This is a genomic window from Brevundimonas sp. UYEF29 (assembly GCF_040546195.1).
Classification (GTDB): domain Bacteria; phylum Pseudomonadota; class Alphaproteobacteria; order Caulobacterales; family Caulobacteraceae; genus Brevundimonas; species Brevundimonas huaxiensis.
This window is the reverse complement of sequence record NZ_JBEPNH010000004.1, coordinates 118155-140806: the sequence shown is the minus strand read 5'-3', so window position 1 is coordinate 140806 and position 22652 is coordinate 118155. Positions and strand designations below refer to the sequence as shown.

Genomic DNA, 22652 nt, shown 5'->3' with positions numbered 1-22652 from the left:
TCAGGCGACGGCGCGATCGGACTGGTCCTGTTCGTCCGCGGCGGAAATGGCGGCGTTCATCGCCATACGCAGGCGTTCGGGCTTGATGGGCTTTTCGACGACGGCGGCCATGCCGATCGACAGATAGTGTTTGGCGTCTTCGGGGTCCGCATTCGCGGTCAGGGCCACGATCGGCACGCGGCCGACGGCGCCGGGCAGGGCGCGAATGGCCTGCGTGGCTTGAACCCCGTCCATCCGAGGCATCTTGATGTCCATCAGGACCAGGTCGTAGCGGCTTTCCTGAACGGCCTGAAGCGCCTCCAGGCCATCCTCGGCCAGTTCGGAACTGCAGCCGAACATCTCGCACAGCGCCTGGGCGACGACGCGGTTGGTGGCGTTGTCGTCGACGATCAGGATGTGTGGCGCGGATTTTAAATCGAGGCCCGACAGATCCGACACGTTCGATTGCGCTTCCGCCTCGACGACGGCGCGGGGCGCGGTCAGGTCGAAGGCGAAGGTGGCGCCGCGTCCCTTGTTGTTCTCGGCCCAGATCCGGCCGTCCATCCGGTCGATGACCTGACGACAGATCGACAGGCCCAGGCCGGCGCCGTCGGGACCGGAACCGTGAACGAAGGGCTCGAAGATGGAATCGACGCGTTCCGGCTCGACGCCCGGGCCGTCGTCGCGAATGCGGGCTTCCATACGAATGCGGTCGCCCTCGACCCAGGCCTTGAGGCCGGCCTCGACCACGCCGTTGCGAGCGAACTTCAGCGCATTGCCGATCAGATTGTTGAACACCTGCTTCAGGCGCACGCCGTCGATGACGGCCGCCAGTTCGGTGTCGCCTTCGTAGCCGACGAGCAGGGTCACGCCGTCCTGAGAGGCGCGCGGCTCCCACATCGACTGGATGTCGTCCATGACCGCGCGCAGGGCGGTCGGTTCGGTCTTCAGCTCCAGTTCGCCAGCCTCAGCCTTGGACAGGTCGACGGCGTCCTGAAGGATGCGCAGCAGGGTCTCCGACGAATCCACGATGGTCTGGACGTGCGCCTGAGCCGCCGTATTCAACGGCTGGCGGCGCAGCAGTTCGGCGACGGCCAGGACGCCGTTCATGGGCGTGCGCAGCTCGTGGCTCATGATGGCCAGGAACTGGCTCTTGGCGCGGGCGGCGGCGATGGCCTGGGCGCGGGTGTCGCTGAGAATCGCCGCCTGCTCGGCCAGTTCGGCGTTCTGCTCGCGCTGGCGCGTGTTGACGGCCTGCAACAGGGTGGCGGCGGTGCCTACGCCCCAATAGGCGCCGTTCTTGGTGACGATGAAGCCGCGCAGCAGGGCGGCCGGACCGCCCTTCAGCATGATGTCGCAAAAGGCGTCGATGCGGACGCCCGCCTCGACCACGGCCGGCTCGGCATCCATGGCGAAGGTGATGGGGCGAAGGTCGTAGAGGGCGTGGCCGAAGCGGGCGGCGATTTTCTGAAGGAAGGCGGTGCGTTCGACAAGGCCGACGGGGCGGTCGCCATCGACAACGGGAATAACCAGCGTATCCGGCTCGCATTCGAAACGCGCCAGAACCTCGCAGCCGAGAGTCGTCGGCGCAACCGGCTTTGGACGCTCGGAAAGGGTCTCGATGGTCGGCATACTGCCCGGAACTCCTACTCATTGTGAGTAAAAGCCCAAATCGCTTGCGGATTAGTTAAGCGGCGTCATCTAGGACGCAAATCCGCCTTTTTTGCTCAAGGGGTGGGTCTGGTGTATGAGGCCCGCCCGACCCATCTGGGTCCCCATCCCTTTGTGCATGCGCGCGGCCGACCGGCCGACCGCAGATTCGTCATGAGCGCCATCCTGGAAAAGAAGCCCACATCGGCCTTGGTTCTGTTCTCCGGAGGGCAGGACAGTGCGACCTGCCTGGCCTGGGCGCTGGAGCGGTTCGAGCGGGTGGAGACGGTCGGGTTCGACTATGGCCAGCGCCATCTGGTGGAGATGCAGGCGCGTCAGTCCGTGCGCGACGGAATGAAGACGGCTCTGCCGCAGTGGGCCGATCGCCTGGGCGACGACTATGTGGTGGACCTGACCGGATACGGCCGGATCGCCGAGAGCGCCCTGACCGCCGACCGCAAGATCGAGATGGACGCGCGCGGCCTGCCGACCACCTTCGTGCCGGGACGCAATCTGATCTTCCTAGTCGCAGCCGCGGCGCTGGCGGATCGGCGAGGACTGGAAGTCCTGGTTGGCGGCATGTGCGAGACGGATTATTCGGGCTATCCGGACTGCCGCCACGAGACGATGGAGGCGATGGCGCGGGCGCTGTCGCTGGGGCTGGACAAGCCGGTCGTCATCGACACGCCCCTGATGTGGTTGACCAAGGCCCAGACCTGGGAACTGGCGGACAGGATCGGCGGCGACAGGCTGATCGAGCTGATCATCGAGGATAGCCATACCTGCTATCAGGGCGACCGAACGCATCGACACGCCTGGGGCTATGGCTGCGGGTCATGCCCGGCCTGCGAGCTGCGTGCGGCCGGCTATGACGAATGGGCGTCGGGGCGATGACCTATTCGGCTAAGGAAGTGTTCCTGACCGTTCAGGGCGAGGGCGGACAGGCGGGGCGACCGGCGGTCTTCCTGCGGTTCGCCGGCTGCAATCTGTGGAGCGGGCGCGAGCAGGATCGGGCCAGCGCCGTCTGCACCTTCTGCGACACCGACTTTGTCGGCGTCGACGGCGACGGGGGCGGCAAGTTCGCCACGCCGGATTTACTGGCCGATCACGTCGCGGAGATGTGGCGGGGGCGGGCGGGCGATCCGAAACTGGTCGTCTGCACCGGGGGCGAGCCGCTGCTGCAACTGGACGCGCCTCTGATCGCGGCCCTGCACGCGCGGGGCTTTGAAATCGCCATCGAGTCGAACGGCACGCTGGCTGCGCCCGACGGGATCGACTGGATCTGCATCAGCCCCAAGGCCGATGCGCCGGTGGTGCAGACGCGCGGGGCCGAGCTTAAACTGGTCTTCCCCCAGCCCAAGGCCATGCCGGATCGGTTCGAACATCTGGATTTCGAACGGTTCTGGCTTCAGCCGATGGACGGGCCGGATCAGGTCGAGAACACCGCCGCCGCCATCGAATACTGCCTGACCCACCCTCAATGGCGCCTGAGCGTCCAGACCCACAAATACATCGGCGTCCGCTAATGCCCGTCTTCGAGATCACCAAACAGGCGACTTTCGACGCCGCCCACCACTTCCCGAACGAGCCCGAGGGCAGCATCTATCGCCGCGTCCACGGCCATTCCTTCACGGTCGAGGCGACGGTGCGGTCCGAGGTGCTGGATGTCGAACATGGCTGGGTCGCGGACCTGGGCGCGCTGGATCGGGCGCTGAAAGCGGCGGCCGAGACGCTGGATCACGGCATGCTGAACGAGCACGAGGGACTGGCGCTGCCCAGTTTGGAGAACCTGTGCCTGTGGTTCGCCAAGACGCTGAAGCCTGAATGGCCGGGCCTTTGCCGGATTCAGGTGGCGCGGCCGACCATCAACGAGCGCTGCGTTCTAAGTCTCTGACCTAGCAGCGTTTGCCCTGACGCTGGCGCTGTTCGCAGCGGCGTTGTTCGCGTTCATAATCGCGCTGTTCACGCTCGCGACGCAGTTTGGTTTCCTCGTCGGAGGTGGTGACGGCATCGAAGCCGGCGCCGACGACCGCGCCGGTAGCTTTCGCCGTCCCGCCGACGACCGCAGCGGTCCCGCCGACCACGGCGCCGACAAGGCAGCCCTGCAGCATCAGACAACCGCCCAGCATGACGACGACTTGGGACACGAAAACGAGGCGATTTCGACGACGCATGGGCGACACTCCAGAGATTTGGAATAGTCGTCGATAATGATGAATGAGGGCTGACTTCAGGCGGGACGTTGCGGCAGCAGCTTGCGGCGTTGGCGCGACAGGGCCAGCGGCGTTCCATCAGCGCCCCAGGCGATCGCCTCGTCCACCGTCCAGCCCAGGCCGAGGTCCAGCATTCTGAACTCGAAAAAGGCCCAGCCGTCCGGCGCGGTCTGCGGCGTCGGATCGGTCAGGATGTCGATGCGCAGATCGACCGTGGTCATGACGGCTGGCGTTTTGGATGCGGTCCAGGCGGGCGGATACAGCGCGTCCAGAAGGTAGCACAGGCCGACCTCATCCAAGGGCCGGCCGTCGGCCATCCGCATCCAGGTGCGCTCGATCACCGGCTTGCCCTCATTGCCGCCAAGGATGTTGGGGCCGCCGTCGAAGCGGTATTCGACGTGCTGGGCGAAATGCGGCGACATCGGCCCGCGTATCGTGGCCCTGGGGTCCAGTCTGTCCAGAGGCGGGGGCGGCGCGTGCAACGGCGTCAACGGCGCCGGCACGGCGTCCAACCCATAGGTGCCGGTGGCATGGTGGGTCATGCGCCCGTCCTGCTCGGCCTCGACCGCGGCATACAGCACGTTACGGCCGCCGCGCAGCAGGCGAGGGCGAAAGGCGACCTGTTCACCGAACCTTGCCGCTGACAGATATTGGACTGACAGCGTCCGAAGGGGCGCCCTCAGCGCCAGTCCCTGTCGCATCGATTGGGCGCACAGGGCCGCCAGCAGCCCGCCGAATGGAAAGCCCTTCTCCGGCGCCATGCTCGATGGGCCATTCGAGAAATGACCCGACACGGGCGCGGACAGACCGCCGTCTTCGAGGACTAGGAGTGTAAGGGCGGCGTCGAGGGAGATGGGCGGCGTCATTGCGCAATCCTGCGTCAGGCGAAGAAGCGGCGGAAGACCTGATGACGATCTCCCGCCGAAGTCCAAGGAACAAGGCGGCGGACCGGGAGGCTCGCACGTCCGTTGCGAAACAAGACTGACTTGGAGCGTTCGGATTTGCAACCCTTGCCAAATGCCTGACGCGGCGTCACTTTCGCGCCTATGGGACGCACCGCCGACTACAGCCGCCAAAGCTGCTCCATCGCCGCCACGCTTGAGGTGATCGGCGATCCCTGGACCCTGCTGGTCATTCGCGACGCTTTCAACGGCGTCAGCCGGTTCGAACAGTGGCAAGACAATCTGGGCGTGGCGCGCAACGTCCTGGCCGCCCGGCTCAAAAGCCTAGTTCAGCACGGCGTGCTGGAGCCGCGCCTGTATTCCGAACGCCCGCCGCGCAACGAATATGTCCTGACCGCCAAGGGCAAGGATCTGTACGGTGTTCTGGTCACCCTGCACGGATGGGGGAACAAGCACGTCTATGGCGACGCCGACAGCGGCATCGACATGGTCCACAAGACCTGCGGCCATTCCCTGACCCCACGCATCGCCTGCGGCTGCTGCGGCGAGATCGTCAAACCCAGAGACATGGTTCTGACCCGTGCCGAGAACAGGCCGACAGTCGGCGACGTGATGCCCAAGGAAGCGGCTTAGAGGGCGCTGCGTCCGACCATGAATCGTCTGATGTTGAGATCACTGATCGCAACCGCAGTCGTCTCCAGCGGTCATCGCTGGAGCTTGGGTCTCCAAGATGGAAGGCGACTGCAGGCGGTTGCTCGCAACCAGTTCCCAAAGCGATGTCGAGGTGCGCCGCACGAGCGCGGGCATCTGCTATCCTTGTCGCTCAGACGGCCCCTTGTACGATATCAGTTATCGCGCGTGCGAGGGCGGCGATCGCGCCTATCGCGCGTCCTGATACGGCGAGCCGCTAGCTATGCCCATGTCGCCGCCCTACTGACGCTTTCTGACAGCAGGCCTGCTAGGATCGCGGGGTGTCACGCTCCGAACACCTTCTCGATCTGCTGAACGTCATGCGGAGGCATCGTCGGCCGGTGAGCGGGCAGGTGTTGGCCGAGGAGATGGGCGTCAGCCTGCGGACGCTTTACCGCGACATCGCCAGCCTGCAGGCGCAAGGGGCGACGATCGAGGGGGAGGCGGGGGTCGGCTATATTCTGAAGCCGGGCTTCATGCTGCCGCCGCTGATGTTCACGCCGGAAGAGATCGAGGCCCTGGTGCTGGGGTCGCGCTGGGTGGCGGACCGGGCCGACCCGCGCATGCGCGATGCGGCGCTGGCGGCGCTGGGACGGATCTCGGCGGTGCTGCCGCCCGACCTGCGCGACGAGATGGATACCTCGGCCCTGCTGGTCGTGCCGGGAGAGCCGTTCCCGGCGGATCGGGTCGATCCGGCCTTATTGAGGAAAGCGATCCGCACCGAGCGACGGCTGAAGCTATGTTACCGCGACGAGGCGGGGTCGGCGTCCGAGCGTATTGTCTGGCCGTTCGCCCTGGCCTTCTTCGACCGCGTGAGATTGCTGATCGCGTGGTGCGAACTGCGCGGTGATTTTCGCAGTTTCCGCACCGACCGCATCGTCGAGGTGGAGGTCATGGACGCGCGCTATCCGGCGCGTCGCCAGGCGCTGATGAAGACTTGGCGCGAGGCGCATGAAAGGTCGCGCTTAGGAGAAGGCTGCTGACGGAAACTGGCAGCAGCTAAGGCTAGGGTTTGGCGTGTTGGAAACACGAGGGGCCGGGCTGATGAGCGATATCGAGGACATTCTTCTGGCCGTCGCGGATCCGGAGGTCAGTGCGCGCTTCTATGCCACCTTGCTGGGTTGTCGGCCTGTGGTGGCGGGACCGGATCGTGCCTTTCAAGCTGACTTCGGGCCGGGCGCTTGGGCTGCTGCGGCGTGCCGGCGATCGGCGCGAGGTGTGCGAGGTCGACTTTCCGCTGGAGGGCGCCGCGGCGGTGGATCAGGCGCATATCGACTGGTGGGATCGCGGGGCGCGCATTCTGACGCCGCCGACGGACGTTTCGCCTGTCCGCAGCTTCGTAGCGGGCGACCCGGACGGCCATAGGCTGAGGGTCTACGCCGTCGCGGCGTAAGGGAGATCAGACCTCGGCCTCGAGCCGGTATCCGACCCCGCGTACATTGGTCAGCAGGCCGGCGGCGTCTGCGGCGTCCAGCTTGCGGCGCAGGTGGCTGACATGGCTGTCGATCGTGCGTTCCAGAACCGCCTGATTGGGGAAGCAGGCCTGCATGATCTCGCTGCGGCTGAAGACGCGCACGGGCGTGCGGGCCATGTGGGCCAGGATGCGGAACTCGGTCAGGGTCAGGTCCAGACGGCGCTTGCCCGACGGCGTCAGGATCGCCGCCAGATAGTTCTCCAACTGCACTTCCAGCGGACCGACGCGCAGGGTCTTGGCGGCCCGGCCGCCGCCGCTGCGTCGCAGGATGGTCTGGATGGAGGCCGTGACCTCGGCCGGCTTGAACGGCTTGGCGATATAGTCGTCCGCTCCGATCCGCAGCGCCTGCAGCTTGTCCGTGGCCTCGTCCCGGTCGCCGACCATGATGACGGGCGTTTCGCCGCGCCGACGCAGTTCGCCCAGCACATCCCAGCCGTCGCGCACGGGTAGGCGAACGCTGAGCAGGGCGAGATCGGGTTTGAGCGACGCATGCAGGTCAGCCGCCTGCTGGCCGTCTGCGGCGACGACGGTGCGAAAGCCGTCCCGACGCAGGGCCGCGTCCAGGATTTCGGCGCCCTCGGCGGCGTCATCGGCGATCAGGATCAGGCTGCTCATGGCGTCTCCGAAAGCCGCCATCGCGCCAGATCGTCGCGTCGTCCAGCAAAACCGGACGGCTGCAGTGAAGTTTCATATCGCCGTCGCAAAGCCTTCACGCAGACGAAGAAAAACCCCCTCCCGCGCGGGCGGAAGGGGGCCAATCGGTCGTTCGGGAGGAACGCTTAGTAGGAGGCGCGCAGCTCGATGCCGAAGGTGCGCGGGTTGTTGAAGTTGCCGTAGTCGCCCAGGGTGTTCCGGTTCGACGGATCGCGGCGATAGACGTAGGTCTCGTCGAGCAGGTTGCGCGACCACAGGGCCACTTCCAGCAACGGGCCGCCGTCGCGCGTCGTGATGTCGGCGATGGCGACGCGGGCGTTCACGACGAAGGACGAGTCGGCCTTGATCGCGAACTGCTCGAAGCTGTGGGCTGCATCGGCGTAGTTGGCGTCGATGTGCGCCTTCAGGGTCGCGCCCATGAAGGGCGAGTTCCAGTCGGCGGCGACGCTGCCAGCGTTCTCAGGCGTATAGGCGATGAAGACCTGCTGCACCTGGCCGTTGAACGGGTTGACCGTGTCCGGCACCTTGGCGTCCGTGTAGGCGTAAGACGCCGACAGGGTCAGGTTGTCGGTCGCCCGGAACTGGCCTTCCAGCTCCACGCCGCGGATTTTCGTGGTGCCCGGGGCGTTGATCGTTTCCAGCGTGTTGCGGGTTGAGGCGCCCTGGACGGTGACCAGGCTGAAGTCGATCTGGCTGTCGGTGCGGTCCATGGCGTAGACGGCCGCATTGAAGCGGACGCGACGATCGAACAGGTCGCTCTTCAGGCCGATTTCGTAGGCCTTGACCTCTTCGGGATCGAACGAGCGGTAGGTCAGCGAGCGCGAGGAGGCGCCGCCGGCGCGGTAGCCGGTCGAATACTTGCCATAGACGTTGATGTTGTTGCTGACGTCATAGGCCAGGGTGACCAGCGGGTCGAAGCGATCGACCTTGGAGCTGAAGGTCAGGTTGGTTGGGGCGTTGTTGACGACCTCCAGCTTGCCGTCCTTGTCGTCCCAGGTGTAGCGGCCGCCGACCGTCAGGTGCAGGGCGTCCATGCTGGCCGGGGTCCAGGTGGCTTGTCCGTAGATGGCCTTGGATTCCGAGTGTGCGGTGGACTTTCGGTCCAGCGAGCGGAAGCCGCGGATCGTCGGGGTGGGGTCCAGAATGGTGTAGCCCGTGCCGTCGGCGTTCCACTGGTTCGTCGAAGGCGTGGCGGCGTCGTCGGACACCGTTTCCTTGAAGTAGAAGACGCCGCCGACATAGTCGATGCTGTCGCCCAGCGAACCGACGGCCTGCAGTTCCTGGCTGAACTGATGCTGCCAGAAGCCGGCCAGCGAATAGCGGCTGAAGCGGCCGTTCGGACCGACGACCGGCGGACGGTGGGCGCCGGCGATGTTGTCGTACTGTTCGACGTCCAGATCGCGATAGGCCGTGATCGAGCGAATTTCCAGCGAGTCGGTCGGGCGATACGACAGGTGCAGGTCCATGCCGCGCGTGTCGTCGACGCTGAACTGCTGAGGCACGCCGATGTCGGCCTGCGTCATGCGATTGGAGCCCTCGACCTGCACCAGGGGCGACAGGGCGCGGATGCTGCCCGAGGGAACCGTAGCCGAGGTGAACGGCACGACGGTCAGGCCATTCGGGTTGAAGTTCAGCAGTTGGCTGTAGAACGGAGTGTTCTTGTCCTTGCTGATGTCCGCCGCCAGGGTGGCGGTGAAGTTTTCGGCAGGCGTCCAGCGCGTCTGGAAGCGAAGGCCGCGACGGTCATATTCGCCAAAGCCGGTCTGTCCCGGAAGGATGTTCTCGGTCACCGGGCCTTGGACCGAAATGATGCCGTCGACCTTGAAGGCGAAGTCGCCGAGGGCGGGGAAGTCAACGTGCAGTTCGGAGTTGTAGGATTCCAGATTGCCCACGCCGGCGATGGCGCGCATGCCGAACACGCCTGTGGGCTTCTTGGTCACAAGCGACAGGGCGCCGCCTTCAGTGTTGCGGCCGAACAGGGTGCCTTGCGGACCCTTCAGGACTTCGACGCGCTCGATGTCGAGCAGGGCGGCGGCGAGGCCGTGTTGGCGGGCCAGATAGACGCCGTCGACATAGACGCCAACGCCCTGCTCGCGGGCGGGCTGGTTGGCGTCGTTCGGCACGATGCCGCGGATGCCGATGGTCAGGGCGGACTGACGGGCCTCGAAGGTAGCGATGCGCAGGCTGGGGACGCTGCCGTCGGCCAGGTCCATCAGGCTCTGCACGTGGCGATCGGCCAAGGCTTCGGCATTGACCACCGAGATCGAGATCGGCGTGTCTTGCAGATTGGTTTCGCGCTTGGTCGCGGTCACGACGATGTCGTCAAGACCGGCCGGCTCGGCGCTGGCGGCCGTCGGCGCGGTCTGGACCGGCGCGGTCTGGGCGAAGGCGGAAACGGGCGCGGCGAGAAGGGCGGTCCCCAGCAGCAGCTGAAGGCGCAGTTTGGTCTGACGATGCATTTTGATCCCCTGCTTAGTCGGGGCGGGGATTACGCCGTCTTTGCGATGCGCAGTTTACAGCCGTGCAACAGCCCGGTGCATCTTTGATGTCCGAGGTTGAGAGGAACCTGCAACCAGGGTCCACCGCACCTCCACATCGTCTCCACATTTGGGCCGGGGCTAGACGACGACCGCAGTCGTGTCGCGGATGAAGCCGCCGCCCAGGACGCGTTCGGTGTCCGTCGGATCGTACAGGGCGCAGGCCTGGCCTGGTGCGACGCCCTCTTCGCCCTCGTCGAAGACGACACGGATATCGCCGTCGATCAGGGCGAGGCGGGCTGGCGAGGGCTGGCGAGTCGAGCGGACACGGGCCAGGACCGAGATGTTGGCCTCGGCCGCCTCGGTGATGGTCGCCTCGTCACCCAACCAATTGGTTTCTTCCAGCGTCAGACTGGCCGTCAGCAAAGCTTCGCGCGGGCCAACGATGACGCGACGGGTCTCGGGCTCCAGCCGGGTCACGAACAGCGGCTCGCCCACGGCGACGTTCAGGCCGCGGCGCTGGCCGATCGTATAGTCCGTGATGCCCGCGTGCTGGCCCAGCACCCGGCCGTCCATATGCACGATCTCGCCGGCCTCACGCCCTTGTGGACGCAGGCGGTCGATCAGGGTGCGATAGTCGCCGGAAGGCACGAAACAGATGTCCTGGCTGTCCGGCTTGGCGGCGATCTTCAGACCCAGTTCGGCGGCGACGCCGCGCACCTGGGGCTTTTCCAGATCGGCCAGGGGGAAGCGCAGATAGTCCAGTTGGTCTTGGGTCGTGGCGAACAGGAAGTAGGATTGGTCGCGCGAATGGTCGATGGCCTTGCGCATCTGCGAGCGGTTGCCGGCGACCGCGCGGCGGACGTAGTGACCCGTCGCCATCGCCTCGGCGCCCAGATCGCGCGCCACGTCCAGCAGGTCGCGAAACTTGACGGTCTGATTGCAGCGGATGCAGGGGACCGGCGTCTGGCCCTTCAGATAGCTGTCGGCGAACTGGTCGATCACCGCGTCCTTGAACCGGCTTTCATAGTCTAGAACGTAATGGGGAATGCCGATCATGTCGGCGGCTAGACGCGCGTCGTGAATGTCCTGACCCGCGCAGCAGGCGCCCTTCTTCTTCAACGCCGCGCCGTGGTCGTAGAGCTGCAGCGTCACGCCCACGACGTCATAGCCCGCCTTGTGCAGCAGGGCCGCGACGACGGTGGAATCCACTCCGCCCGACATGGCGGCTACGACCCGCGCGCCGACCGGCAGGCCGACCGCCGCCCGCGCGCTCTCGACCGCCGCATCGATGTCGGTGCGCGCGATGTCGGGAACGGGGCAGAAATCTTCGACCAGGGTCATCGCGGCCATTTAGTGCGGAACCGGCGCGATTTCGAGGCCCGCAAAAGAAAAGGGCCGCACCCGTCGCCGGATGCGGCCCTTAACGTCTTCGGGGAAACCCTCAGGAGCGATAGCTCTGGATCCGCGTCGTGCGCAGACCCTGCATGCCCCATTTGTCGATGGCCTTCTGCCAGGCCAGGAACTCTTCGGCCGTCAGGCGGTATTTCGCCAGGGCGTCGTCGAGGCTGAGCAGGCCGCCGCGAACGGCGGCGACGACCTCGGCCTTGCGCCGGATCACCCACCGGTCCGTGTTGGACGGCGGCAGGTCATTGAGGGTCAGGGGCGTGCCAGTCGGTCCGACCACGTATTGTTCGCCTTTGCTATTAAGGCGTCGCTCTTGCAACATGGGCTTATGCCTCTTTCACCAACACCGTAGTGTCATGAAGGTAGGCGTCCCCGACTAAGGTCCGTTTAAGGGTCGTGGTGAAGGAACGGATAACTTCCGCCCCTCCCTGAACGACTCTGTAAACCTTGCTTGCGCGACGATTCATCGAGACTAACGCTTACTTACTCGCCGATCAGCGTTTGATGTTGATCAGCTCGGCCAGCATTTCATCGGCCGTGGTGATGATTTTGGACGAGGCGGAATAGGCGCGCTGAGTGGTGATAAGGCCGGTGAATTCAGCCGACAGATCGACGGTCGAGGACTCCAACTGCTTGGCCGCGATCTCGCCCGCGCCGCCCGTTCCCGCCGCCTTCAGGTTGAAGGTGCCGGACTGAAGGCTGACAGCGTAGGCGTTGCCGGACACTTCACGCAGGCTGTCGGGGCTGGGGAAGGTGGCGACTGCGACCTGGGCGATGCGGCGCATGACGCCGTTGTCGAAGATGGCGGTGACGAAGCCGCCTTCATCGATTTTAATCTCGCTCAGATTGCCGAACGCCGTGCCGTTGGTGACCGTCGACTGGACGACCGAGGCCGTGTTCAGCTGGCTGAGGCCGCCGGCCGAGGTGTTGAGGTCCAGCGTGACGGCTTGGGCGGCGATGCCCAGACCGTCGGCCCAGGCGACCTGGCCGGCCGGCATGGTCAGGTTGGCGGGGTCGGACTTGCCGAAGTTCAGCGTCGCCATGGTCGGGTCATCGAACAGGCCCGTGCCTGCGGGCCAGGCCTTCATAGTGTCGACGTCCAGACGACCCGACGGCGTGAAGGCGATCTTGCCGGTCTTGATCTGGCCGTTGGCGTAGGGTGCCCCCGCGATCACGTCGCTGGCCGGCACGGACACGATTTCCGCGTGCCAGATGTTCGGCTCGTCGCTCTTCAGGAAGCGGAGTTCCAGATTGCGCTGGCCGCCCTTGGAGTCTGAAACCGGGATGTTCATCTTGAAGTCGGGCTTCACGCCGACGGGGTTGTCGTCGTCGGCGTTGTACATCGCCATGGAGTTGACCGACGGGTCGTACTTCGTCTTGGCGACGTTTTCGTTGCCCAAGCCAACGTCCGAGAGGTTGATCGTATAGGCGGGGCCGCTGGCCGGCGTGAACTGGATCTGGGTCGGCGGCGTGCCGACCGGGGCCGCCGAGCCGGCGTTCGCGCCGTTGATCGTCAGCCCGGTGATGGCGCCGGTGGTCGGGTCGAAGGTCGCCGAGGCGTCGATCTTCTGCGAACCGGACTTGATCACCAGATCGTGGCTGTTGGCGCCGGTGCGGGTGTAGCGGACCGACACGTCGTGGGTCACGGCCGGCGTCGCCGTATCGGACACGCCTTTATAGGACTGGGCGCTGGCGGCCGAAGACGATTCCTGGCTCGAACGCAGGTTAGCGTTGATCTGGACGCGCGTGGTCGGTTCGGCGGTGCCGCCGACCGAGCCGATGTTGATCGAGCGCAGGCGCGACAGGTCGGATGGATCGGTCGAGATCTCGCCGTTGGAGTCCACCGGCCAGCCTTGCAGATAAAGGCCTGCGCTGTTCTTCAGATAGCCCTGCTTGTCGACGGTGAAGGCGCCGGCGCGGGTGAACAGGCGGGTGTCCGTCGCGCCGACGTTTTCGGCCTGCGTCGTCGTGACGAAGAAACCTTGACCGTTGACAGCGAGGTCGGTGCTGGAGGTCGTGCGCTGAAGCTGACCTTCCTGGCTGACATAGGAGCGGGTGTTGGTGGTGACGCCGCCGGCCGAATAGCTGCCGCCCGATGCGGTCTGGCTGTTGACCAGGGTCTGGAACTCGCTGGCCGTGCGCTTGTAGCCGACGGTGTTCACGTTGGCGATGTTCTGGGAGATCGCCGCCAGGGCGGCGGAGTTGGCGGCCAGGCCGGACACGCCGGCCAGCATTGCACTGTTGAGGCTCATGGAAGAACGCTCCTTAAATAGAGGTCATCGGGAAGGCGGCGGATCGCATCATGCGGCCGCCTCCTCGGTGGGGACGTTCGGATTCTCCGTATCGTCGGTATCGTTGGCCGCCTGGGCCTTGATCTCGTTCAGCGAGATCACGGTCGAAAGCGGAAGGATGGAGTCGCCGATCACCAGGTACGGCGCGCCGTCGTACATCTCGACGCCGGTGACCCGGCCTTGGATCAGGGCCTGGGCGTCGACCTTGGCGCCGGTCGCATCGGTGGCGGCGACCTTCAGCGTATAGACGCCGCCGTCTTGGGCCATGCCGCCGTCCTTCAGCTTGCCGTCCCAGGAGAAGGTGTGCAGCCCGGACGTCTTGTCGGGCGCGGCGCCCTCCCAGACCACGACGCCCTTGCTGTCGACGACCTGCAAGGTGGCCTTGTCCGCGTCGGCGCCCAGTTCGTAGGCCCAGGTGGCCTTGCCATCGTTGAACTCGGTGGCGGTCCAGGCGGCGGTGACGCTCTTGCCGATGTAGTTGGCGGCGTTGTCCAGACCGCCGCCGGCCTGGGCGGCCAGCAGGCTGGTCAGCAGGTCGTTCGTCAGCAGCTGCTGCTCCACCCCGGCCATCTGGGTCAGCTGGGCCGTGAACTGATTGGAGTCCAGCGGCGACAACGGATCCTGGTTCTTCATCTGCGTGGTGAGCAGGGTCAGGAAGGTCTCGAAGTTCGAGGCCAGGGCCTTGGTGCCGCCGGTGATGCGGCCCGCTGCGGCGGAGGTTGTGACGGCGTCGACCATGGGGTCAGACCTTCAGATCGACGCGGTCAGGCGTCAGGGAATGGTTGATCCAGGCGCCGGGCGCCGGGACGATGGGCATGTCGGCCTGGGCCGCAAGGCGAGAGCCGCCGGCGAACAGGGCGTTGCGCTGCTGCTGGCGCTCGAAGGCGCCGCCGCCCGCGGACGGATCGCGTTGCGAGAAGTCGAGCGCATCGCCTGCGACCTGGAAGCCGGCCTCCTGAAGCTGGCGACGCAGTTCGTCGGCGCGACCCTTCAGATCGGCGGCGGCGGCGGGATTGTCGAAGGCCAGGCGAGCGGACAGCTGGCCGTCCTTGCCGATCTCAAGGCTGACATCGACGCGGCCCAGATCTTCGGGCGTCAGCACCATGTCGAACCGGGTCGAACGGCCCTCGAGCTTGCGGGCCATCTGCGCGGCGAGTTGGGCGGTGGTCTCGACGGTGGCGCGTGACAGAGTGGTCAGGCCCTGAGCATGGCTGGACACGGCGGCCTGTTGCGCAGGCTGCACATCGAGCGGCGCGGGGCTTGCGGTAGTGGATTCAGGCGAGGCCGGCTCCGGCGTGGCGACGCCGCCGGTCGCGGCCTCGGCTACCTTAGCGGATGGCGACGTCGGCTTGGCGGCGACTTCTACCCCGGCGCTGGAAGGGGGGGCGTCTTGGGTCGTAGTCGTTTGGATCGCGGGAACGGCGGCGTCGCTGGTCTGGTCCACCGCCGCATGGAGATTGCCGCGCAAGGGCGGGGCGGGTTGAAGCGAGGTCGGCGACTTCGGCGTATCGATCGGAGCCGCCTCTGCCGGCTGATCGGCTGTGTCGGCCGTTTCGGCTGTCGCAGACGACGCCGCCTCAGTGGACGCAGCGACGACGCCGGGCGGGGCGATGAAGGACGGCTTGGGCATCGTCGATGTGACGGCGATCTGGACTTGGGCGGTCGGGATCTGAGCGGCTGCAAGGGACTGAATGATAGGCGACGGTGCGGCCGGTTTGTCGGTGTTAGCGACAGCGGTCTGGATCGTGCCGGCCGCACTTTCGGACGTTGCAGGCGCCGGCGTCGTTGCGTCGGTCGGACGAGGCGCTGCGTCGCTCTTGACCGTAACGGCAGGCTTGGGCGCGACTGTCGGCTTCGGACCGTCGGTGGTCGTCGGCTGAACGGGCGTGACCGGGGCCTCGGCGGCCTCGACTTCAGCCGGCTTCGCCGCGGCGGGAGAAGAGGTCGACGCTTCGGTCGTCAAGATTTCGGAGAGTTCCGAAAGGACTGTTTGAGCGGTCGCGGCCGTCACGGCGGACTTCGCTTCAAGGTCCCGGTCGGCAGGCGCCGACGCAGTCTTGGCCGCCGTGTCAAAGGCAGCATGAGCATTTGTGGCGACCGTCGTCGTCATCGCCTCGGGCGCAGCGAAAGCGACTGACACAACATCTTTAGGTGCTTGTGGATCGACAGGAATTTCCGCCGCGTCCTCGGAAACGGCCGGCGAGCCCGCGACATCGAGCGATTGGGCGACCGGAACGGCCAGCGTCGGTTGCGCGGCTGTGAACGGGGTTGCGGCGACGAGGCCAGGGGTATCGTCGTCATTCGCGGCCGTGTCCGTGCCGATCTGCTGTTCGTCGGACAAGACGGGCTGCGTTTCGGCGTCTGCGCTCTCGCCCGTGGTCGCAGGAATGGTGTCGGTCGTCGCGGTCGGCGTGTCGGCGTCCAGCTCGGCCGTCATCGGCTGGGCCATTATGACACCAAGCGACCGAGCGCCCGTCAGACGGCCGGGCGTCATCCGTTCGACCGGCGCGCCGTGGACGCCCGCGTTCAGCGCGTCGGCGATCTTGCTGGAGAACAGACCCGCATCGACGGCCTCTGCGCCCAGGGCGGCAGCCGACGGTCCGGTCGAAACCGGAGCGGCAGGCGCGAGCAGGGCGGAAGCGGTGGACATGGAAGCGCGGCGGCTTTCGTAAGGAGCGACGACGGCGCCTGCTGCGCCCAAGAGTTCGTCGTTCTCGACGCAAGGGTCGGGCCAAGAAAATAAGCCAGCAAAAACAAGGCAAATCGCAGTGTTGGGGTCTGCGGGTTCGAGGCGCGGCGGTCGTTATTGCCGCGCTCTCGCCACTTTTTGCCCGGCTTCGCGGCGCTGGCGATCAGCGACAGGCGGGATGTCTGCATCCGATTGGCCCGACCTTTGCGCGTCTTTCCCATCATGACGGCCGCCCGATCAACGATCCCGTGGAAAAACAACGCTTTGTGCGAGCGGGCATGGCGCGTGGCTGGGCAAGAACTGCGCGTCGCGATGCAGCGGTTGCCGGGTAGGGCGGGGGAGACGCGTCAATGTCGCTGAACTCGATCATGACCATTGCGACGTCGGGGCTGAAGACCGCCCAGTCGCAGTTGCGCGTCACCGCCGACAATATCGCCAACGTCGATACGCCCGGATACATCCGCAAGGTCGCCGATCAGTCGGCCGCGGTCACCAATGGCTATGGCTCGGGTGTCGACGTCACGCGGGTGCGTCTGGCGACAGACCGTTTCCTGCAGGCCGCCAGCCTCAGCGCCGGGTCGGACGCCGCGCGCCAGACCGTGCGCTATGAACTGTACGACCAGATCCAGAACCAGTTTGGCGATCCCAGCAGCGACACCAACTTCTTCGCTCAGGTCGACAAGTTGTTCGCCACCTATGCGACCCTGGCCGAAAGCCCGACATCATCGGCCGGGCGTCAGGACACGATCTACAAGACCCAGGCGATCTTCAATCAGGCGGCCGGCATCGCGTCCCAGATTCAGTCGGCGCGTCAGGAGGCGGACGGCCGGCTGCTGAGCGCGGTCGAAACGGTCAATCCGCTGCTGGAACAGATCGCCAAGCTGAACAAGACCATCGCCGCAGGGACGGTGACGAACGAGGATGTGACCGGCGCCCAGAACGCCCAACTCGGCCTTATCAACGAACTGTCCAAATATATGGATGTGAAGGTCGAGGCCCGATCCAACGGCGGTGTGACGCTGCGGACTAATACCGGGACCACTCTGGTGGGCGAGGGGGCGGCGACGCTGTCGTACCAGGCGGCCGGCACCGTGGACGCCATGACGGCCTTCTCCGACATCATGATCACCGAACCCAGCGGCACGCGCTGGCCGCTGCTGGACGGCGTGTCGTCCGGTCAGATCCGGGGTCTGGTCGAGATGCGCGATGTCGATGCGCCTGCCGCCGCCGCGCGCCTGGGTGAGTTGACGGCCAAACTCGCGGACGAACTGAACCGCGCCCATAACGCCAATAGCAGCGTTCCTGCGCCGACCACCCTGACGGGGCGCAACGTTGGACAGTCGCTCGAGAACGCCCTGATCGGCTTCACTGGCACGACCACCATCTCGACGGTCAATGCGTCGGGCGTGGTCCAGGCCTCAGCGCAGATCGTCTTTTCCGGCGGGACGATGACGATCAACGGCGCCGCCGCCGATCCGACCACCTTCCTCAGCGTGCTGAACGCCCAACTGGGCGGCACGGCGACGGCGACCTTCTCGGACGGCCAACTGCGCCTGGACGGGGCGGGTGGAAACGGCGTGGCCATCGCCGATGATGCGACCTCGCCCAGCGCCAAGGGCGGGCGTGGATTTTCGCACTGGTTCGGCCTGAACGACCTGATGACTACGACGACGCCGACCTTCTACGAGACGGGCCTGACCCTGACGTCTCAGCACGGGTTCGATGCGGGCGAGAGCCTGACCTTGCGCTTTGCCGGTCCGTCCGGTGCGCGTCTTCGTGACATCACCGTGTCCGTGCCCGCCGGGACCGGAACGATGGGCGAGATGCTGGGCGCGCTGAACGATCCCATCACCGGCGTCGGCCGCTATGGCGCCTTCAGCCTGGATGCGGCGGGCAAGCTGTCCTTCAAGGCTTACGACCCGTCGGCGACGTCGATGAGCGTCGTGAAGGACAATACGACCCAGGATCCGTCCGGCGTTTCAATGTCGCAACTGTTCGGCCTGGGCGCGACCGGATCGACGCGGGCGGGCGCCTATACGGTGCGGAGCGACATCCAGCAGGACCCCGGCAAGCTGGCCCTGGCGCAGATGAACCTGTCGGCGGCGGCGGGGACGCCGGCGCTGAGCAAGAACGATGGGCGCGGCGGCCTGGCGCTGGGGGATGTGGGCAAGAAGAACGTCGCCTTCGCCGCAGCCGGCGGCAACGCCGGCGGGACCAAAACCCTGTCGTCCTATGCGGCGGACTTCGCCGGCGAGATCGGCGGCAAGGCCTCGGCCGCCAAGACCCGCAGCGAAACGGCAAGCGCCCTGGCCAAGGAGGCGGACAGCCGCCGCACCTCGGCCGAAGGCGTGAACATGGACGAGGAACTGGTCAACATGACCACCTTCCAGCAAGCCTATAACGCCTCTGCGCGCCTGATCCAGGCGAGCAAGGACATGTACGACGTACTGATCGGAATCCTGCAATGACGCGCGTTGCGACCCACGGGAACTACCAGTCGGCCTTGCTCAGCCTGATGAACGCGCAGGGCCGCGCGCAGCAGGCGCAGGAGCGCATCGATAGCGAGAAGATCGCCACCGATATGTCTGGCTATGGTCGAGGCGCCGAACAGCTGACCAGTCTGACATCGACACAGGCGCGGCTGGAGGGCTTCATCTCCACTGGCGAGGCCGTGAAGGCGCGGCTGAGCGCCCAGGATCTTGCCATGAGCCGCATCTACGAAGGCGGCAATGCGGCGCGCGAGGCCATTGCAAACAGCCTGGCCGCCGGGCGGATCGACAATCTGATGGTCGAGCTCGGTCTGAACTATCAGACGGTTCAGGGTGGACTGAACGCGGAACACCAGGGCTCGTACCTGTTTGCGGGCGGCCAGAGCGACATCGCTCCCGCCACGGCTGCAACCATGGCCGATTTGACGGCGGCGCCGTCCACCGCCGCGACCTTCGCCAACGACACCTTGAAGCAGAAGTCGCGCATCGACGAGAAGACCACGGTCGAGACCGGGTTTCTGGCCAGCGAGATCGGCGGGCCGCTGACCGAGGTGTTCCGCAACATTCAGGCCTTCCAGAACGGCACGGCGGTCACCGTCGGCGGCGTGACCTATACGCCGGCCGGCGCGGGCACACTGACGGGACAGCCCGACGCCAACGTCACCGCGTTTTTGAAGGCGCAGATGGGCGAACTGGATAAGGCGAATGCGGGTTTGACGAACCAGACGGCCAAGAACGGTCTGATCCAGAACCACGTCGAGACGGCGCTGGACGCCCAGGAAAATCAGAAGACCGCTCTGCAGAAGATGATGCAGGACAAGTCCGGTTATGATCCGGCACGAGCGATTACCGACCTGCAGATGGCGCAGGTGGCGATCGAGGCTTCTGCCCAGATCATCAACTCGCTGAAAAGCACGTCGCTGCTCAATCTGCTGCGTTAAGTCATCGTTTCAAAAAAGAAAACGGCAACGCTGGACCAAACATCGTTCTGGAACGTATCAAGAACGATGGCCCGTCTCGATCTGCGTCGAAAACTTTCCGTTCTGGCTGACGCCGCCAAATACGACGCTTCGTGTTCGTCGTCCGGAACGTCGAAACGAAACTCCGTCGGCGGCAAGGGGATCGGCTCGACCGAGGGGATGGGCATCTGCCACGCCTATACACCGGACGGTCGGTGCATCAGTCTGCTCAAGATCCTGCTGACCAACTTCTGCATCTACGATTGCGCCTATTGCATCAATCGCGTGTCGTCGAATGTGGAGCGCGCGCGGTTCGATGTCGACGAGGTGGTCGACCTGACGCTCAACTTCTACAAGCGCAACTATATCGAGGGCCTGTTCCTGTCGTCGGGCATTATTCGATCCGGCGACTATACGATGGAGCAGCTGGTCCTGGTTGCCAAGACGCTGCGCGAAGTCCACGACTTCCGGGGCTATATTCATCTGAAGCTGATCCCGGAGGCGGACCCGAAGCTGGTGGAGATGGCGGGTCTGTACGCCGACCGCCTGTCAGCGAATATCGAACTTCCGCGCGACGAGGCGCTGGCGCGACTGGCGCCGCAAAAGGATGTTGGTGTCATCAAGAAGGCGATGAGCCAGGTGCGCTTGGGCGTCGAGGCGGCCAGGCCGGCCAAACGTGAAAAGATCAAACCGCCGAAGTTCGCGCCGGGCGGCCAGAGCACTCAACTGATTATCGGCGCCGACGGCGCGCCGGATACGGAAATCCTGGATCGCAGCGCCTCGCTCTACGGCGGTTACGGCCTGCGCCGCGTCTACTATTCGGCGTTCAGCCCGATCCCGGATTCCAGTTCGATCCTGCCGCTGTCCAAGCCGCCGCTGATGCGCGAGCATCGGCTGTATCAGGCCGATTGGCTGATGCGGTTCTATGGCTTCTCCGCGCCGGAGATCGGCGAGGGGGCATCGAATGGCATGCTTGATCTGGCGGTTGATCCCAAACTGGCCTGGGCGCTGAACAAGCGCGAGCAGTTTCCCGTCGATGTGAACCGCGCGCCGCGAGAGATGCTGCTGCGGGTGCCGGGGCTGGGCGTGAAAGCTGTGGACCGGATCGTCGCGGTGCGCCGCTATCGGACCCTGCGGTTGGAGGATGTCGGACGGCTGACGCGATCGGTGGCCAAGATTCGGCCCTTCATCACGGCGCTGGACTGGACGCCTGGCGGACTGACGGATGCGGCGGACCTGAAGGCGCGCGTGACCAGCCGCACGCCCGAGCAGTTGAGCCTGTTCTGATGGCGGTGGCGACGCTGGACGGTGAGACCGACTTCGACGGCTGGCGGAAGGCGGCGCGCGCGTTTCGATTGGCGGGTGTGGAGCCCGCAGCGGCGCGGTTCATCGTGGCGGGGACTGTGGAACAGGGCGGGCTATTCGATCAGCCGATTGCCGAAGAAACGTCGCCGACGCCGGATGACCGCAGAGCTTTCAACGTCCCGAAAGAGTTCGTGGATCTGGCCCAGAACCTGATCCTGCATCGATCCGCTGACCGTTTCGATCTGATGTACCGGCTGCTATGGCGGCTGAAGGATGAGCCGGACCTGATCAAAGTCATTTCGGACCGGGACGTCGCCGACGCGCTGGAGCGGGTCAAGAACGTCAGCCGCGCCTCGCACAAGATGAAGGCCTTCGTTCGCTTTCGCCAGGTGCATGACGATCTGGGCGAAGCCTGGATGGCGTGGTTCGAGCCGCCGCATCGGGTTCTGGAAAAGACCGCGCCCTTTTTCCAACGGCGGTTCACGACCATGCGCTGGTCCATCCTGACGCCGGATGGTTCGGCGTTTTGGGATGGCGACGCCCTTCGATTCGGGCCGCCCGCCACCCGCGACATGGCGCCGGTTGAAGACGAGATCGAGGATTTCTGGAAGACCTACTACGCCTCGACCTTCAATCCCGCGCGGCTGAAGGTGAAGACGATGCAGGGCGAGATGGCCAAGTCCTATTGGAAGAACCTGCCGGAAGCCGCTTTGATTCCGGAACTGGTCGCGGCCTCGTCGGTTCGAACCGAGACCATGGTCGCTGCGCCGTCGCCTCAGCCCAATCCGCGTTTCGCGCGCGCCGTCGCGCCGGACCTCCATTTGGCGCGTCCCGATGCCGAGGCCGTGCCCGAAAATCTCGACGATGTCGCCGGCGGTGTTCAGGCGTGTCGCCGTTGTCCGCTTTACCGCGACGCGACGCAGGGCGTGTGCGGGGAGGGGCCGAAGTCGGCGCGTCTGATGATCGTGGGCGAGCAGCCGGGCGATCAGGAGGATCTGGCAGGCCGCGCCTTTATCGGGCCGGCGGGGCAGGTGCTGAACGCAGCCCTGGCCGAGGCTGGCATCGATCGATCCGACGTCTATGTGACCAACGCGGTCAAACACTTCAAACACGAGCCGCGCGGCAAGCGTCGCCTGCACAAGACGCCGAACGCGGGCGAGGTTCAGGCCTGCCGCTGGTGGCTGGACTCGGAGCGAAGGCTGATCAAGCCGCAAGTCGTGCTGGTCCTTGGGGCGACGGCGGGTCTGGCGTTGCTGGGTCGAAAGCCGGCCGTGATGCAGGAACGCGGCGCGCCGATCGACCTGAGCGATGGATCGACCGCCGTCCTCACGGTTCACCCCTCCTATCTGCTGCGGCTTCCGGACGAGGCCGCGAAGTCTGAGGCGAGACGGTTGTTCATTGAGGATCTGGCGGCGGTGCAACGTCGTATGAGGTGACGCGAGAACGAATCCCGTTCGGCCGCGTTTGGCATCA

20 protein-coding genes are annotated in these 22652 nt (G+C 65.6%); 10 read left to right on the top strand and 10 right to left on the bottom strand.

Annotated elements, in window-relative coordinates:
* Positions 1–1611 carry a response regulator gene (locus ABIB58_RS08560; protein ID WP_354040303.1) on the bottom strand — a complete coding sequence of 537 codons (1611 nt, stop codon included), beginning with the start codon at positions 1609–1611 and terminating at the stop codon, positions 1–3.
* 201 nt (positions 1612–1812) lie between these two features.
* On the opposite strand from ABIB58_RS08560, the gene queC reads away from it, so the two are divergent.
* Genes queC through ABIB58_RS08545 form a run of 3 tightly spaced genes read left to right on the top strand, consistent with a single transcriptional unit; the run spans position 1813 to position 3523 of the window.
* Complete coding sequence (gene queC, locus ABIB58_RS08555) at positions 1813–2523, top strand: 7-cyano-7-deazaguanine synthase QueC (RefSeq protein ID WP_502909741.1); 711 nt, start codon at positions 1813–1815, stop codon at positions 2521–2523.
* A complete protein-coding gene (gene queE / locus ABIB58_RS08550) occupies positions 2520–3155 on the top strand; it encodes a 7-carboxy-7-deazaguanine synthase (RefSeq protein ID WP_354040299.1) in 636 nt (211 codons plus the stop codon). The genes queC and queE overlap by 4 nt, the downstream gene beginning before the upstream one ends.
* On the top strand, positions 3155–3523 hold the full coding sequence (locus ABIB58_RS08545; RefSeq protein WP_039246420.1) for a 6-pyruvoyl trahydropterin synthase family protein: 369 nt from the start codon (positions 3155–3157) through the stop codon (positions 3521–3523). The genes queE and ABIB58_RS08545 overlap by 1 nt, the downstream gene beginning before the upstream one ends.
* Before the next feature lies 1 nt (position 3524).
* Here ABIB58_RS08545 and ABIB58_RS08540 read toward each other — a convergent pair whose 3' ends face one another.
* Both ABIB58_RS08540 and ABIB58_RS08535 read right to left on the bottom strand, forming a co-directional pair.
* Positions 3525–3803, bottom strand: coding sequence for a hypothetical protein (locus ABIB58_RS08540; protein ID WP_354040297.1), 279 nt, complete (start codon positions 3801–3803; stop codon positions 3525–3527).
* Between the two features lie 56 nt (positions 3804–3859).
* Positions 3860–4708, bottom strand: a complete 849-nt coding sequence (locus ABIB58_RS08535) for a thioesterase family protein (RefSeq protein WP_354040295.1) — start codon at positions 4706–4708, stop codon at positions 3860–3862.
* A gap of 180 nt (positions 4709–4888) precedes the next feature.
* Here ABIB58_RS08535 and ABIB58_RS08530 point away from each other — a divergent pair, with 180 nt between their 5' ends.
* From ABIB58_RS08530 to ABIB58_RS08520, 3 genes are all read left to right on the top strand, one after another.
* Positions 4889–5377 carry a winged helix-turn-helix transcriptional regulator gene (locus ABIB58_RS08530; protein WP_045810245.1) on the top strand — a complete coding sequence of 163 codons (489 nt, stop codon included), beginning with the start codon at positions 4889–4891 and terminating at the stop codon, positions 5375–5377.
* A 338-nt stretch (positions 5378–5715) separates the two neighbouring features.
* On the top strand, positions 5716–6417 hold the full coding sequence (locus tag ABIB58_RS08525; RefSeq protein WP_045810244.1) for a helix-turn-helix transcriptional regulator: 702 nt from the start codon (positions 5716–5718) through the stop codon (positions 6415–6417).
* A 167-nt stretch (positions 6418–6584) separates the two neighbouring features.
* Positions 6585–6827: a VOC family protein gene (locus ABIB58_RS08520; protein ID WP_231576579.1), complete on the top strand. Its 243-nt coding sequence runs from the start codon at positions 6585–6587 to the stop codon at positions 6825–6827.
* A gap of 6 nt (positions 6828–6833) precedes the next feature.
* Here the strand turns inward: ABIB58_RS08520 and ABIB58_RS08515 are convergent, their stop codons facing one another.
* The 7 genes from ABIB58_RS08515 to ABIB58_RS08485 all read right to left on the bottom strand — a co-directional run bounded on the left by ABIB58_RS08515 (position 6834) and on the right by ABIB58_RS08485 (position 16387).
* Positions 6834–7523, bottom strand: coding sequence for a response regulator (locus tag ABIB58_RS08515; protein ID WP_340190302.1), 690 nt, complete (start codon positions 7521–7523; stop codon positions 6834–6836).
* Between the two features lie 164 nt (positions 7524–7687).
* Positions 7688–10021, bottom strand: a complete 2334-nt coding sequence (locus tag ABIB58_RS08510) for a TonB-dependent receptor (protein WP_271042923.1) — start codon at positions 10019–10021, stop codon at positions 7688–7690.
* Positions 10022–10180: 159 nt separating this feature from the next.
* The gene (mnmA, locus tag ABIB58_RS08505; RefSeq protein WP_354040291.1) at positions 10181–11392 is read right to left on the bottom strand and encodes a tRNA 2-thiouridine(34) synthase MnmA; all 1212 of its coding nucleotides are present in this window, start codon (positions 11390–11392) and stop codon (positions 10181–10183) included.
* Between the two features lie 91 nt (positions 11393–11483).
* Positions 11484–11768 carry a CtrA inhibitor SciP gene (gene sciP, locus ABIB58_RS08500; protein WP_026108337.1) on the bottom strand — a complete coding sequence of 95 codons (285 nt, stop codon included), beginning with the start codon at positions 11766–11768 and terminating at the stop codon, positions 11484–11486.
* A gap of 172 nt (positions 11769–11940) precedes the next feature.
* Positions 11941–13698: a flagellar hook protein FlgE gene (flgE, locus tag ABIB58_RS08495; protein ID WP_354040288.1), complete on the bottom strand. Its 1758-nt coding sequence runs from the start codon at positions 13696–13698 to the stop codon at positions 11941–11943.
* Positions 13699–13746: 48 nt separating this feature from the next.
* Entirely contained in the window at positions 13747–14475 is a 729-nt protein-coding gene (locus ABIB58_RS08490; protein WP_354040286.1) for a flagellar hook assembly protein FlgD, read from the bottom strand.
* 4 nt (positions 14476–14479) lie between these two features.
* A complete protein-coding gene (locus tag ABIB58_RS08485) occupies positions 14480–16387 on the bottom strand; it encodes a flagellar hook-length control protein FliK (RefSeq protein ID WP_354040284.1) in 1908 nt (635 codons plus the stop codon).
* 389 nt (positions 16388–16776) lie between these two features.
* On the opposite strand from ABIB58_RS08485, the gene flgK reads away from it, so the two are divergent.
* The 4 genes from flgK to ABIB58_RS08465 all read left to right on the top strand — a co-directional run bounded on the left by flgK (position 16777) and on the right by ABIB58_RS08465 (position 22615).
* The gene (gene flgK / locus ABIB58_RS08480; RefSeq protein ID WP_354040282.1) at positions 16777–18894 is read left to right on the top strand and encodes a flagellar hook-associated protein FlgK; all 2118 of its coding nucleotides are present in this window, start codon (positions 16777–16779) and stop codon (positions 18892–18894) included.
* Positions 18891–19856, top strand: coding sequence for a flagellin (locus ABIB58_RS08475; RefSeq protein ID WP_017504599.1), 966 nt, complete (start codon positions 18891–18893; stop codon positions 19854–19856). The genes flgK and ABIB58_RS08475 overlap by 4 nt, the downstream gene beginning before the upstream one ends.
* 66 nt (positions 19857–19922) lie before the next feature.
* A complete protein-coding gene (locus ABIB58_RS08470) occupies positions 19923–21161 on the top strand; it encodes a putative DNA modification/repair radical SAM protein (RefSeq protein WP_045810237.1) in 1239 nt (412 codons plus the stop codon).
* Positions 21161–22615, top strand: a complete 1455-nt coding sequence (locus ABIB58_RS08465) for a UdgX family uracil-DNA binding protein (RefSeq protein ID WP_354040279.1) — start codon at positions 21161–21163, stop codon at positions 22613–22615. The genes ABIB58_RS08470 and ABIB58_RS08465 overlap by 1 nt, the downstream gene beginning before the upstream one ends.
* Positions 22616–22652 lie beyond the last annotated feature (37 nt).

What these genes read in the sequence shown, in the direction of transcription:
- ABIB58_RS08470 (WP_045810237.1), top strand. Translation starts at nt 19,923, where the DNA reads ATGGCCCGTCTCGATCTGCGTCGAAAACTTTCCGTTCTGGCTGACGCC.
- queE (WP_354040299.1), top strand. Translation starts at nt 2,520, where the DNA reads ATGACCTATTCGGCTAAGGAAGTGTTCCTGACCGTTCAGGGCGAGGGC.
- ABIB58_RS08560 (WP_354040303.1), bottom strand. Translation starts at nt 1,611, where the DNA reads ATGCCGACCATCGAGACCCTTTCCGAGCGTCCAAAGCCGGTTGCGCCG.
- ABIB58_RS08485 (WP_354040284.1), bottom strand. Translation starts at nt 16,387, where the DNA reads ATGTCCACCGCTTCCGCCCTGCTCGCGCCTGCCGCTCCGGTTTCGACC.
- ABIB58_RS08535 (WP_354040295.1), bottom strand. Translation starts at nt 4,708, where the DNA reads ATGACGCCGCCCATCTCCCTCGACGCCGCCCTTACACTCCTAGTCCTC.
- flgK (WP_354040282.1), top strand. Translation starts at nt 16,777, where the DNA reads ATGTCGCTGAACTCGATCATGACCATTGCGACGTCGGGGCTGAAGACC.
- ABIB58_RS08540 (WP_354040297.1), bottom strand. Translation starts at nt 3,803, where the DNA reads ATGCGTCGTCGAAATCGCCTCGTTTTCGTGTCCCAAGTCGTCGTCATG.
- flgE (WP_354040288.1), bottom strand. Translation starts at nt 13,698, where the DNA reads ATGAGCCTCAACAGTGCAATGCTGGCCGGCGTGTCCGGCCTGGCCGCC.
- sciP (WP_026108337.1), bottom strand. Translation starts at nt 11,768, where the DNA reads ATGTTGCAAGAGCGACGCCTTAATAGCAAAGGCGAACAATACGTGGTC.
- mnmA (WP_354040291.1), bottom strand. Translation starts at nt 11,392, where the DNA reads ATGGCCGCGATGACCCTGGTCGAAGATTTCTGCCCCGTTCCCGACATC.
- ABIB58_RS08475 (WP_017504599.1), top strand. Translation starts at nt 18,891, where the DNA reads ATGACGCGCGTTGCGACCCACGGGAACTACCAGTCGGCCTTGCTCAGC.
- ABIB58_RS08530 (WP_045810245.1), top strand. Translation starts at nt 4,889, where the DNA reads ATGGGACGCACCGCCGACTACAGCCGCCAAAGCTGCTCCATCGCCGCC.
- ABIB58_RS08545 (WP_039246420.1), top strand. Translation starts at nt 3,155, where the DNA reads ATGCCCGTCTTCGAGATCACCAAACAGGCGACTTTCGACGCCGCCCAC.
- ABIB58_RS08515 (WP_340190302.1), bottom strand. Translation starts at nt 7,523, where the DNA reads ATGAGCAGCCTGATCCTGATCGCCGATGACGCCGCCGAGGGCGCCGAA.
- ABIB58_RS08465 (WP_354040279.1), top strand. Translation starts at nt 21,161, where the DNA reads ATGGCGGTGGCGACGCTGGACGGTGAGACCGACTTCGACGGCTGGCGG.
- ABIB58_RS08490 (WP_354040286.1), bottom strand. Translation starts at nt 14,475, where the DNA reads ATGGTCGACGCCGTCACAACCTCCGCCGCAGCGGGCCGCATCACCGGC.
- ABIB58_RS08510 (WP_271042923.1), bottom strand. Translation starts at nt 10,021, where the DNA reads ATGCATCGTCAGACCAAACTGCGCCTTCAGCTGCTGCTGGGGACCGCC.